Below are 12410 nucleotides of genomic sequence, written 5' to 3'. Positions count from 1 at the left end.
CAACGATTGACTGCCTTGTGCCGTGCATCAGACGATGCGCTCGCCTGCCCGATACGTGGCGCGTGGGACGGGCAGCGCACCGTGCATCCGCACACGCACGAAATCGGCGCGCAAACCGGGTGCGATGGCGCCGCGGTCGTCCAACCCTACTGCGCGTGCGGGCTCCGCCGAGACCGTCGCCATCGCGCGCGGCAGCGTCCAGCCGGCCTTGCCGACCAGTTCGAAGGCGGCGCTCAACAGGCTTGAGGGCACGTAGTCGGAGGACAGGATGTCGAGCAGTCCGGCTTTCGCGAGTTCGATCGCCGAGACGTTGCCCGAGTGCGATTCGCCTCTTACGACATTCGGCGCGCCCATGATCGTTGCAATGCCATGTTCGCGCGCGGCTTGCGCGGCGATGCGGGTGGTCGGGAATTCCGCCAGGACGATGCCTTCGGCCGCTGCCTGTTCGACGTGCTCGATGACGGTGTCGTCGTGGCTCGCCACCGGCACGCCGAGGGCCACGCAGCGCGCGACGATCTCGCGGCGATGCTGGACCGCAAAGCGCTCCTGTCCGTCTGAAAGCTCGGCAATCACTGCGGCGAAGTGTTCGTCGGTCAGTTTGCCGTGCCGTTCCTGCCAGCGGCGCCATTGATTCCGGTCGTGCCATTGGCGCTGACCCGGCGTGTGATCCATCACCGATGCGAGCCGCAGCAAGGGATGCGTGCCCAGCGAATCGAACACGTCCACCACATCGGGTGCTGCGATTTCGCAGCGCAGGTGCAGGAAATGCTCAGCACGTAGCAAACCGCACTCGGACAGACGCGCAAGTGCCTGCGTGCACTGCGTCTGGAGATTCCGGCTATGCATGTCCACGTCCGAACGCGCGCCGATTCTGAGCGAATCGAATACGGTTGTGATGCCCGCCGCGGCCACCTGGGCGTCGTGAATCACAAACGCGGCGTCGATATTCCACTGCACGCCCGGCCGCGGCGCGAGATGCTTCTCGAGGTTGTCCGTGTGAAGTTCGATCAACCCCGGCAACAGATAGTCACCGTTCCAGTCTTCGGCTTCGGCCGCCGACGTCGTACCTCGTTCCAGGTCGAGAATGACGCCGTTTTCAATACGCAAGGTTCCCGTAAATTCCTCATCCCGCGTGACGACGCGAGCGTTCCTGATCAACATCGATATGCTCCGTATGTATATCGGCGTTAGCGTGCTGCTGTACGACGCAGCGTTGCTTGTGGCGTGTGACTGCGAGCACCCATCTTTCATCTCATCGTCTAAACGTCTAGATGTATGAGGAAATGATCAACCGGTCATTTCTTCACGCACTGCCCTTCATGATTTCATGACGGGTCGCGCTCCCCCTTGCGCGAGTGCGAATTCATTTGACCCGACCGGAATGACAACACCATGACAGCGATCTGAGATAAATCGCCGAGGGCTTCAATCGCGTGCCGAGTAGGCGGTGTAATCCGTGCGGCGGCTCGAACAGATCCTTGTTGCCGGTATCGTGCCGGGCGATTCCGGCACGGGTAGTTGTATGCCGGACGAAAGCGAATGGTCGAACGGTTTGACGCGCCGACCAAATCAATCGTCAATTGACGACTAATTTGGTACGAGCAGTGATGGCATCAACTCAAGTGTGCGGGTTGTCGAGTTTTATTTTCCCGTTTTTAAAGGATTTTCCATCACCTAAGCGGCGGCAGCAAGGCCGGCAAGCTCGCGAGGAATGCACGGACGTGCATCGCGATCACCGCATCGGTGGGGGTGGTGCTGTCGTTCGAATAGATGCGACGCCGGATTGCAAGGTGCGAAACGGCGCCGTGCAGCAGCCAGCCCACTTCCGTCAGATGCGATGGATCGGCCGGCACGCTGCGGCCCACCTCATGGGCTGCCTCGGTGACGATGATCTCGAGCGCATGCGTCAAGACGGCGTTCGTGTACGTCGGCGCCATCTGCAAGTCTTCAAGCGAAGAGTACAGAAAAAGCCGCAGCCACCGCCTCGTCAGCAGCGTGTCGTAGTAGTCGCGATAGAACGTATTGAGGCGGCTTTCAAGCGGCACACTGCGATCTTTCAATTGAACAAACCACATCGCCTTGAAGGTCCCGACGATTTCCCGCTTGTAGACTTCGTCGATCAATGCCGCTTTGCTCTGGAACAGGCTATACAGCAATCGCTGGGAAACACCGCATGCGTCGGCAATTGCGCGGGTTTGTGCATTCAGGCCGTGCTCCGCGAAATATTCGGCGGCCTTGTCCAGCACCCGCGCCTGGCGCTCGGCGCGCGGCAGACGCTGCGGCACTTTTTTCATCGGCCGCTTGACCGGCACCAACCTTCCCCTCGTCGCGCGACCTGCTTTTTCGACGTCCTTGGCTTTGGCCTTCATGTCCCTCCCGGGTTCACGGTTTTTCAAGTAAGTCTTCACATGACGACTCACGTTTTGATAGAGTATATCGTCCGCAGGCGGGAACGCGTATCGCGATGCCCCCGGACTAATCACGCATTATCTCAGGCCATCGCGAAGCGAGCTTCATCTGTGACTGCCGGCATTGGCAAACGCCAGAAGAACCATGGCGTTTACAGGTCTGCCAATCAACCCGTTTTCGGTTCTCCGCTCATGTCTTTGTCAAGCCGTCAGTCGGTCATCATCGCGCTGATCGTCGCCTGCGCCTATTTCATGGAGAACCTGGACGCCACGGTGATAGCGACAGCGCTGCCCCATCTGGCCAGCACGTTCGGCGTCGCACCCGTGAGGGTGAGTGTCGGCATGACCGCCTATCTGCTCACGCTCGCGGTTTTCATCCCGATCAGCGGCTGGGTGGCGGATCGCTTTGGGCAACGCTCGGTGTTCGGCAGCGCCATCGTCGTGTTCACCGGCGCCTCGATACTTTGCGGGCTCAGCAACGGTCTCGCCGAATTCACGGCTGCGCGGATCCTGCAGGGAATCGGCGGTGCAATGATGGTGCCGGTAGGCCGGCTTGCCGTGCTGCGCAGCACGGAGAAGCGCCGCCTGATGCGCTCGATCGCCTACATTACGTGGCCCGGGTTGGCCGCACCGGTACTGGGTCCGGCGTTAGGCGGCTTTATCTCGACCTATTTCACCTGGCGCTGGATTTTTTTGCTGAACGTACCCATCGGTCTGCTGGGTCTGGCGCTGACCGCCACGTTCATTCCGAACTTGCGCGAAGCCGGCCGCCGCCCCTTCGATGTGCGTGGATTCGTGCTCAGCGGCGTCGCGCTAAGCTGCCTGATGTACGGCATGGAACTCGTCGGGCAACTGCATGGCGACTGGCGCAGCGCCACCGCCGCACTGACCTGTGGCACAGTCGCCGCAGCTTTGGCAATACGGCATTTCCGGCGCGCCGAACATCCGCTGATCGATCTCGCGCCGTGGCGAATCCCCACCTTTCGCGTCACACTCGACGGCGGTTCGTTGTATGTCGTCTCGGTCAGCGTTTCGCCCTTCCTGTTGCCGCTGTTCTTCCAGCTCGGCTTCGGGCTGAATGCGTTTGCCGCCGGCTTGCTGGTACTCGCTTACGCGGCCGGCAATCTGGCCATGAAGACCGTCACCACCCCCATCCTCAAGCGCTTTGGCTTTCGCAGGGTGATGATCGTCAATGGCCTGCTCACTGCCGTCACGATCGCCCTGTGCGCCCTGCTTTCGCCGGACACGCCACGCGCGCTGATCATGCTCGTGCTGCTGGCCGGCGGACTATGCCGGTCGATGCAGTTCACCAGCATCAATACGCTCGCCTTCGCGGACGTACCGCCGGCGCGGATGAGTTCAGCCAGCACATTTTTCAGCATGGTCCAGCAGATGACCATCGGGCTCGGCATCGCATTCGGCGCGATCGCGCTGCACGCGGCGGTGCTGGTACATGGCGACCACGGGCAGCTTTCGCTGGCTGACTTCAGGGTCGCGTTTGTGCTTGTCGCGGTGTTGGTGCTGATCTCCGTGCTCTACTTCATCGGCATCGAACCCGATGCCGGCGGCGAGGTTAGCGGCCACACGCGAGCCGCATCGCGCTAAGGGCGCCAACGTACCGAGCGCATTGATGGCTACGGCCCAAAGTCAGACAGAGAGAACCCCCGTGCAGGATAACCAGGCTACGCCATCGACGACCTCAAAAGCCGCCTCGCCCCACGCGGCGCCCGCAGCCGGCAGCGCAGTCCCTCGCAGCGCCTCGCAACAGGTGCTGATTCTCGCCGGCGTTTGCATAGCGGTGCTGGTCCTGCCGCTGAATTTCGGCGGCGCGGCGGTGTCGGCGCCGACCATCGGCACCGCGCTGGGCGGCAGCCCGGTGGCAGTCAACTGGATCCTGAACGCGTTCATGCTGAGCTTCGGCAGCAGTCTGATGGTCGCAGGAGCGCTCGCGGATCTGCTCGGACGGAAACGTATGTTCGCCGTCGGGGTGGCGCTCTTTGCAGCGACATCACTTGGGATTGCCGCGGCGCCGAGCCTCGTGTGGGTCGACTTCCTGCGCGCGCTGCAGGGCATCGCAGCCGCGTTGGTGCTGGCCGGATCATCGGCGGCCCTCGCGCAGGAGTTCGACGGGGATGGACGCGCCCGCGCGTTCAGCATGCTCGGCACGACCTTCGGCGTGGGCCTCGCGCTGGGTCCGCTTCTCGCCGGGTTTCTCACGCAAACATTCGGCTGGCGATCGTTCTTCCTCGCGGATGCGGCGATCGGCTTGACGGGCTTTGCACTCGGCGTTCCAAAGCTGCGGGAATCGTGTGATCCGCATGCCAAGGGTCTTGATTGGCCTGGCGCCATCAGCTTTACCGCCGCGCTGACCCTGTTCACCTTCGGCCTGCTGCAAGGTCCGGAGAGCGGCTGGAGCAGTCCCCTCATCGTTACGCTGTTCATGGGTGCCGCGGTCATGGCGAGCGCGTTCGTCTGGATCGAAGCTCGTGTTAGCCGGCCCATGCTCGACCTGTCGTTGTTTCGCTATCCGCGCTTCGTCGGTGTGCAGGCGCTCCCGCTTGCGACGGCATTTTGCTATGTCACGTTGCTGCTGGTCTTACCGACGCGATTCATCGGCATCGAAGGACATACCGCGATCCGCGCGGGCTTGATGATGCTTTCGCTTTCGGCACCGATGCTGTTCGTGCCGCTCACCGCTGCGTATCTCACGCGCTGGATGTCAGCCGGCGTCATTTCAGCGATCGGCCTCGTCATTGCGGCCATCGGTATGCTCTGGTTCAGTGGTATCGGACCTGATGCGCCAGCCACTGCCTTTGCGATCCCGCTGTTTGTGATCGGTGTGGGCGCCGGGCTGCCGTGGGGACTGATGGACGGCTTGTCAGTCAGCGTCGTTCCCAGGGAACGCGCCGGCATGGCGACGGGTATCTTCAGCACCACGCGCGTGGCGGGCGAAGGCATGACCCTCGCCGTGGCTAGCGCGATACTGGCGGTGCTCACACGCTTGCGGCTATCCGATGCACTCGCGCGAACTCCCGGCGCGCCGGCTCATGCAGTGACCGAAGCCGCCCAGCGCGTGGCCACCGGCGATCTGACACACGCTGCCGCGCTGCTGCCGACACTCGGGCAGCCCCTGCTCGTGCAGGCGTACGACGGCGCGTTCCGGGTGCTGCTCCACATGCTGGTGGCCATCACGCTCGCCTCCGCGATCATGGTGCTTGGATTCCTTGGCCGCACACCATCCGCGGCGAGCCCGAACGATCCCGGCCCGGCGCGTGGCGGCGCCAAAGGGATCGCCAACCAATGAGACGCGCGCGGCTTGTCCAGATTGAGCGACGAAAAATGCCGGGCATACGGATGGACCGATGCGCCAGGCTTCAATCGGAATCGTTAAGACCGGCTTAACGGAAGAATCAGCTTGCGTTAACCCGGGCCGCTTTTTGCTCTCCCATAATTTTTCCTGACGCACGAAGCCGCATTTGCCGGGTTTCGTCCGCCATGGCGAGTACTGCGCCGCTAATGTGCGTTTCCGCCGTCGTCGTGCTGCTGCTCGAACGGGCCAATCGCACCGCGCCGCAACTCGAAACCGCTCCCTCGGGCAGCATTTCCTGAGGTCGCCGACATAGTGAGAGAAGCCTTGTTCACAAGTTCACAACAACCCCGCGCGCAGCCGCACCGGGCCGGCTGCGAATGCGCGGGAAGCACTGATGGCAGGCGTTGAAAACCATGACGCCGCCGCTGTCCGCCCGTTCCGCGATTCGCTGCTGGCGATGCTCGGAATCGGCCTCGTCAACATGCTCGTCGCACTCGATCAGACGGTCGTCAGCACCGCGCTGCCTTCCATCGACGCCGATCTGAAAGGGGCCGAATACTACGCGTGGATTGCGAGCGTCTACCTGCTCGCCTCCATCATCTCGGTCCCCATCTTCGGCCGGCTCGGCGACTACTTCGGGCGCAAGCCTTTCGTGATCGCGTCGATCACCACGTTCACGGCAGCCTCTGCGCTCTGCGGACTTGCACCGAACGTGCAACTGCTGGTTTTGGCGCGCGCCCTGCAGGGCATCGGCGGCGGGATGATGCTCGGCACGGCATTCGCGTCGATTCCCGATCTGTTTCCCGATCCGCACGCCCGTGTGCGTTGGCAGGTCATGATGGCGGGTTCCTATGGAGTCGCCACCGCAGCCGGACATTTCTCGGCGGATTTCTGAGCGCGGTCTACGACTGGCGCGCGACGTTCCTCATCAATCTGCCGGTTGGGCTCGCCGGCCTCTATTGCGTGATGCGGTATTTGCCCCGCATCGAGCATGGCGGCAGGCAGCGGACGACGATCGACTGGACCGGCGCAGCGTTGTTGTCGGTCCTGCTCGCGTCGCTGCAAATGGGCGTCGAGCGGCTGCCCGCCACGGGGAGTGCGTCGGCGGCGCTGATGCTGGTGACGCTTGCGCTCGCGTCAGGCGTCTTGCTGTACCAGTGGGAAAGACGCCATGCACAGCCGATTCTGCCCGTCGAACTGTTCGCGGACCGCAATCTCGTGCTGCTCTTCGTGCTCTCTTTCGCGGCCGGATTCGCGATGTTTTCGCTGCTGTTCTTCATGCCGCTGCTGCTGCAAACGGGCTTCGGCATGACGCCGCAGGCGGCCGGCATCGCGGTCACGCCACTGCCGGTCTGCCTCGCGCTCGGAAGCCTGGCGAATACGCGCATCGTCACGCGGTTGCGCGATCCGATGACGATCGTCACGGTCGGCTTTGCGTTGATCGGCGCGGGTTGTGCCGGCACGGCGATGCTCGACAGCACCAGCCCGCATGCGTTCGGCGCGCTGTCGATGGGCGTGGCAGGCGTCGGTCTCGGCTTCATTTTCAACAACCTCAACGTCTTTGCCCAAGAGTTGAGCGGGCGCGCACGTTTCGGCATCGCCACCGCGCTGATCCAGTCGACGCGGATGGTCGGCGGCATGCTGGGGACGGCCACGATCGGCATGCTGGTTTCGCGGAGCCTCGCACACAGCATCGCAGGCGTCGGCCATGCGGCGCTCGCCGACGGTCGGGATGCCATCGTGCGCGCCATTCACATGGGCTTTGCGATCGACGTCGTGGTGGTATGCGGCGCGGTGATCTGTACGCGGCGCATCGTCGGCGTGCGGCTGCGTCAGGCGCCTCTGGCGCAGCAGGACGAATGACGCAGTCTCGCCTGATTGGCGGGCTGATCGGTGCGACGAGCGACGAGCGAGAACGCCGCAAGTCAAACAACGACAGGAAATCGCGGCTGATACGCGTAGATACGGCAAGCAACCAGAGACGGCGCTGGCGAGAAAACTGGGCGGGACGCGGCGCCTTCGATCGGGCACCGCACTCCCACTCGCGGATCTGTCATTGACCGAAATAGATCCTGCACTGAGGTCCGGAACCGCACGGCTGGCTCTGCCGGCCTCCCGATTCCGATTGCCCCCCGGCCACGCCGCCGTACGACACATTGCGCACGGCTTGCGTGCGACTGTCGGTGCCCTGCGCGGCTTCGCCGAGCGACATATCGGTCGTGGCCTGCGCCGATTCATTCGCATTCTGCTGCATCAGAACGCGGCCCGACGTTCCGGTGTCCGGAAGGCCGTCCATCCCCATCGCACCGGCCGCTCTCGGCGCGAGAAACAGAACGGCGCTGGCGACTAACATCAATAAACGTAATTTCATGTCCAGACTCCTCGAATCCGGCGCAGCAGTTCTCGTCCTCCTAAAGAATGATCCGCGAAAAGCCAGCTCGCCCAATCGGGCTGAGGAACGGGTCGATGCCGATGCGCAACTGCTGCGACGGGTCACCGAACTAAACGAGTAAATAATTGCCACACTTGCAACTAATGTCGGGCGCGTTCTCGCGGGTAGCCGGAATCAGTCGCCACAAGCTGGCAGCGCGAATGTGGGTTCCGCTGTTTCCGTTATAGGTCGCCCGCCTGGGAATTCAATCCCGGGGGTCTGGTGGTGCCGGCCGAGGCCGATACCGTTCGACAAACCGCATGCGCAGAGAAAATCAGCCGAAGTGGCGCGTGCTTTGGCCGCACAGTGCGTTATGATGCTGTCATAACGTAAAAAAGCGGCGCGCGCGAGGCACCGGCGAGAGACGGAGCGTGGACGTGAAATCAGTCATTCGCAATCAGTGCATTGTCACCCCAGTTCTTTCCATTGCTGCCGTGAGGCTTATCCAGCCTTGCGTGGCGCGCGGCCGAAGCGCTGGAATATTCACTGAGCGGCACGGCCAGTCTGATAGACGGCCGGGTCGGGCATAAGCTGTATCGCGATTTATGGAGCAACGTTTTTTAACGCAGCTCGTGGAATTTCCTTCAATCAACAACCCCACCGCGGGCCGGCCCCATTTAAATGGGATCGATCCATCGCGACTTTCCCTTGCAATCTGTAATTGACAGAACGCTGGACGTTTTAGAAGGACGAATATCTTATGGACGAAAGGAAGCGAGATAGCATGATTGCGTATCTCCGCCATCGCATGGAAGAGTTTGGTATCAAACCGGAAGACCTTGCTGCCGTGCTGGCGTCCGAGCCAATCGCGCAAAAGGCCGCACGCTACCGTAGCGCGACTGGCGACAGCTGGGACGGCCAGGGTGAAATGCCCCAATGGCTGAAACAGGCAATCAGCGCAGGTCAATCAATCGACCACTTTGAATTGACGGCCAAACCGGCCCCGGCCCCGCAGCCGAAAAAACATGTGGACTGGAAAAACGATCCGTTCGCAGGAAGTCCGCTTGCGCGTTCTAACAATCGTTAAGCCGCCAGGCTGTTGAGCCGCTAACGCAAAAGGTATACCCTCGCATTCTCCCGTGGGACATCGCAGGTTTGGCACGCGTGCTCGCCGACGCGCGCGGGCGAAGCTTTGCTGCGTGCGCCCTGCCAATCTGCCGATCTGCATCCAGACGCCTGTGCCCGCCGTATATTCGGTTGGAGCAGCGCAATCACGCGTTGCCTTCCGGGAACCGGTCATGCGGGTCATGAACGGCACACGTCCAGCTCTCAGCGCCGCTGCCGCCCGATGAGCTCGCAAGGAGAAATGTCATGCGCATATCAATGCTTAAAATCACGCTGGGTTGTATTGCCGTTCTTTCGGTGACAAGCGGCGCGGCGTTCGCGCAAGGCGGCGGCAACGGCAATGGTGGCAGCGGCGGTGGCAACGCGCACAGCGCCGCGACCGCGGGCATGACGCATTGGGGCGACCCCGCCCCAAGTCCGCTGGACGTGATGCCGGGAAGCGCGACGAAAAGAATGCACTCGACGGACGGCGACATGCAGCCGATGTCGCCCGACGACTCGATGAAGCCCGCGAAAGCCGGCGCAATGAAATAGCCCCCGGAGCCCCCGGTTTCGCCTCAGGCGACGTTCAGTTGGAGCAAACGGCGGGCGGCGTTCATGCGTCGCACGTCGTAGCCTGATCCGGCGAGGCGATCGTGGCGGAGATCGTTCCGGCATTCGCTGAATCGCTGATCGAAGCGCTCGCGAGGCTGTGGTCTGCGCATCGCGTGTCGCCCGGGCTTGAGGTCGCGGTCGGAGTCGAGATCGAAGCCGAGATCGCGGCAGCCCCAATGCGAGCACCACCGTCGCGCACCGGCGGCACCGCATATTGCGGCAATTCGATAAACGCGCTGACCTGCCTCACGATCTGCCAGAACATCTTGTCGAACAGCCGCGCCCGCTCGTCAGCCGACACGCCGTCGGCGAGCGGATTGGCAAAGGTCCAGCCAAGCAACGAAGGCGCTCCCGGAAACGCAGGCGCATGGTGCTCGTCGACAGATTCGTCGAGCGCGATGACGAGGTCCATCCGCGGCGCCCATTCGCCGGTGAATTCCAGCCAGCTTTTCGGGCTGAGTATGTCGCGACCCGATATGCCGGGCCGCAGTTGCGCGACCGCCAATGGATGAACCCGCGCGGCCGGCTCCGGCCCCGCGCTGAATGCTTCGAACCGGTGTCCTGCCAGTTCGCGCAGCAAAGCTTCGGCAATGATGCTGCGTACTGAATTATTGCGGCAGAGAAACAGCACTTTATATTTTCTGGTCACGCTTACCCCGTACCCGTGTTTTTTTTTGCTTCTGGGTGCCATTGTGCCAACCCAGTCTTGCGCTCCCGTGACACTACGATGTCTAAATTGCTGGCGCCACGGGAATTTGTACCAGGGGGTTCAAGTCACGGGCACAGAACGCTCCTCACTGCGCTTGCCGCGAAGTGTACCAGCGCGATGGCCATCCTTACATTATGCTGTCGGTCGCGCGCGCGGCACAGGCGTTGCGGCGACACGCACGCCGATTGGCGCCGTCCGCGAGACGCACTATTGCCCGCAGGCGAATTTTTTCCGCCGAGTCCCGCATTCATACTTCAGGTTGATTCTTGCGGCGGCACGCGGCGTCGAGCGACGCGCGCGCCATCCACCATCACGGAACCCACGGATGCTGAACCGAAACGCCATTAGCTCTGGCGCGTACCTCGAAAGTTTTGACTCGCTGCCCAAGGAGATGCTGTGGAGCCAGGCGCGGATCGACGCGTCGCTCGCGCAGACCATGCAGCAGCGTGCGCACGAAGACGACGTCTGGGTCTTCGCGTATGGCTCGTTGATGTGGAATCCGATCTCGGACTTCGACAGCCGCCGTATCGCGACGCTGCATGGCTGGCATCGCAGCTTCTGCATCCGCCTGATCGCCGGGCGCGGCACGCCGGAACAGCCGGGGCGCATGCTCTCGCTCGAACCGGGCGGCAGCACGCAAGGCGTCGCGTTGCGCCTGTGCGACGCGACGCTCGAAGAAGAGCTGCGAATTCTGTGGATTCGCGAGATGGTGACGGGCGCTTATCGCCCGACCTGGGCAGCGGTCACGCTCGACGACGGCACTGAAGTATCCGCGATCGCCTTCGTGGCCGAGCCCGACGATTCGCAATACGAAGGCGATGCGCGCGCCTCGGCGATCGCGCCGTTGATGGCCGTGGCCGCCGGCCTGTTCGGCACGAACGCCGAGTACGTGTTCAGGCTGCAAAGCGCATTGGCGGACTGCGGGCTGAACGATCCTTACATCGACGAACTGGCGTCCGAGTTGACGCGGACCGGCAGGATCAGCAGCCAGCCCGCGTAATCCGTCAAAAACGCAAGCCGTTCAGAAACTGGAACCACAGACCGCCCAGCGTGCCGGCCGGATGCGCGTCGGTGGCGGGTTCTTCGCGTTTCGCGTGCCTGGCGCGGCTGCCGGGCGCGTCGTGAGCGACGGCGTCCTTCACTGAAGCCGCTTTGGTGTGGGCCGGCAGGTCGGAATCCCTGGCGGCTTCAGCGGCTTCAGCGGCTTCATTGGCATCGGTCGAATGGGCTGCATCGGCAGCCGCGTCGGCCTTCGCTGCCTCGCGGCGCGATGCCTGTAACGCTGCCATGCTGTCCGCGATCTGCGCGGCTCGCCGCGGTTCGCATTGCCGCCCGAGCAGCACGCCGAACAGTACATCGCGATTGTGGCCTTCGTCGGCGAAACGGATCGCGACCGAGACCATCTCCGCGTACGCCGCTTCGTCGGCCGCGCGCGCCGCCGCCTCGCGCTGCGCCTGGGCCTGCTGCTGACGCGCGCGCTGCGCTTCCCAGCCGCGCATCTGCTCGGCGTAGACCGCGTCGTACACCTTGCGCTGCTCGGCATCGGAGAGGATCGCGTACGCGTCCTTGATCTCCTGGAACGCCGCGCGCGCCACTGCCTCGGCGCCGCTATTGCGGTCGGGATGCCACTTCATCGCGGCCTTCCGGTAGGCCCGCTTGATTTCATCGTCGCTCGCGTGCGCCTGCACGCCGAGCGTGTCATAAAGAGTTGTCATTGCTTGCTCGACCTCGCCGGGAATCATCGCGGAACATCGTAGCATGCGAAAAACGGCTTTTCGTGAAGCGGCCCGCGCCGACGCCGCTGCAACGACAACGAAAAAAAGGCCTCGCCACAAACATGGCAAGGCCGGGTCCCATGCCAAGGAGATGTCATAGAGGAGACGATTCCATCAT

The 12410-nt window shown here is 62.9% G+C and carries 10 protein-coding genes and 1 pseudogene; 6 read left to right on the top strand and 5 right to left on the bottom strand.

The window, feature by feature from the left end:
- Positions 1 to 27 precede the first annotated feature (27 nt).
- Both HV744_RS17680 and HV744_RS17675 read right to left on the bottom strand, forming a co-directional pair.
- A complete protein-coding gene (locus tag HV744_RS17680; RefSeq protein WP_175150750.1) occupies positions 28 to 1161 on the bottom strand; it encodes an alpha-D-ribose 1-methylphosphonate 5-triphosphate diphosphatase in 1134 nt (377 codons plus the stop codon).
- A gap of 509 nt (positions 1162 to 1670) precedes the next feature.
- Positions 1671 to 2246 (bottom strand): TetR/AcrR family transcriptional regulator, encoded by a 576-nt coding sequence (locus tag HV744_RS17675; RefSeq protein ID WP_246279081.1) that lies wholly within the window; start codon positions 2244 to 2246, stop codon positions 1671 to 1673.
- A gap of 354 nt (positions 2247 to 2600) precedes the next feature.
- Between HV744_RS17675 and HV744_RS17670 the strand changes: the two genes are divergently transcribed.
- The 3 genes and pseudogenes from HV744_RS17670 (at position 2601) to HV744_RS17660 (ending at position 7581) form a co-directional block, all read left to right on the top strand.
- Complete coding sequence (locus tag HV744_RS17670) at positions 2601 to 4013, top strand: MFS transporter (RefSeq protein ID WP_175150748.1); 1413 nt, start codon at positions 2601 to 2603, stop codon at positions 4011 to 4013.
- A 25-nt stretch (positions 4014 to 4038) separates the two neighbouring features.
- Positions 4039 to 5712: an MFS transporter gene (locus HV744_RS17665; RefSeq protein WP_246279080.1), complete on the top strand. Its 1674-nt coding sequence runs from the start codon at positions 4039 to 4041 to the stop codon at positions 5710 to 5712.
- Between the two features lie 400 nt (positions 5713 to 6112).
- Positions 6113 to 7581 (top strand): annotated as a pseudogene (locus HV744_RS17660) (MFS transporter).
- A gap of 190 nt (positions 7582 to 7771) precedes the next feature.
- On the opposite strand, the gene HV744_RS17655 reads toward HV744_RS17660, so the two are convergent.
- A complete protein-coding gene (locus HV744_RS17655; RefSeq protein WP_175150747.1) occupies positions 7772 to 8089 on the bottom strand; it encodes a hypothetical protein in 318 nt (105 codons plus the stop codon).
- Between the two features lie 760 nt (positions 8090 to 8849).
- On the opposite strand from HV744_RS17655, the gene HV744_RS17650 reads away from it, so the two are divergent.
- Both HV744_RS17650 and HV744_RS17645 read left to right on the top strand, forming a co-directional pair.
- Positions 8850 to 9176: an H-NS histone family protein gene (locus tag HV744_RS17650; protein ID WP_175150746.1), complete on the top strand. Its 327-nt coding sequence runs from the start codon at positions 8850 to 8852 to the stop codon at positions 9174 to 9176.
- Positions 9177 to 9460: 284 nt separating this feature from the next.
- Complete coding sequence (locus HV744_RS17645) at positions 9461 to 9748, top strand: hypothetical protein (protein ID WP_175150641.1); 288 nt, start codon at positions 9461 to 9463, stop codon at positions 9746 to 9748.
- A gap of 61 nt (positions 9749 to 9809) precedes the next feature.
- Here HV744_RS17645 and HV744_RS17640 read toward each other — a convergent pair whose 3' ends face one another.
- On the bottom strand, positions 9810 to 10457 hold the full coding sequence (locus tag HV744_RS17640) for an arsenate-mycothiol transferase ArsC (RefSeq protein ID WP_175150745.1): 648 nt from the start codon (positions 10455 to 10457) through the stop codon (positions 9810 to 9812).
- 385 nt (positions 10458 to 10842) lie between these two features.
- Between HV744_RS17640 and HV744_RS17635 the strand changes: the two genes are divergently transcribed.
- Positions 10843 to 11517, top strand: coding sequence for a gamma-glutamylcyclotransferase (locus HV744_RS17635; protein WP_175150744.1), 675 nt, complete (start codon positions 10843 to 10845; stop codon positions 11515 to 11517).
- 4 nt (positions 11518 to 11521) lie between these two features.
- On the opposite strand, the gene HV744_RS17630 is transcribed toward HV744_RS17635, so the two are convergent.
- Positions 11522 to 12232: a J domain-containing protein gene (locus tag HV744_RS17630; protein WP_175150743.1), complete on the bottom strand. Its 711-nt coding sequence runs from the start codon at positions 12230 to 12232 to the stop codon at positions 11522 to 11524.
- Between the last annotated feature and the right edge of the window lie 178 nt (positions 12233 to 12410).

Source organism: Paraburkholderia ultramafica, from assembly GCF_902859915.1.
Classification (GTDB): domain Bacteria; phylum Pseudomonadota; class Gammaproteobacteria; order Burkholderiales; family Burkholderiaceae; genus Paraburkholderia; species Paraburkholderia ultramafica.
This window is presented reverse-complemented; position numbering and strand designations above follow the sequence as displayed.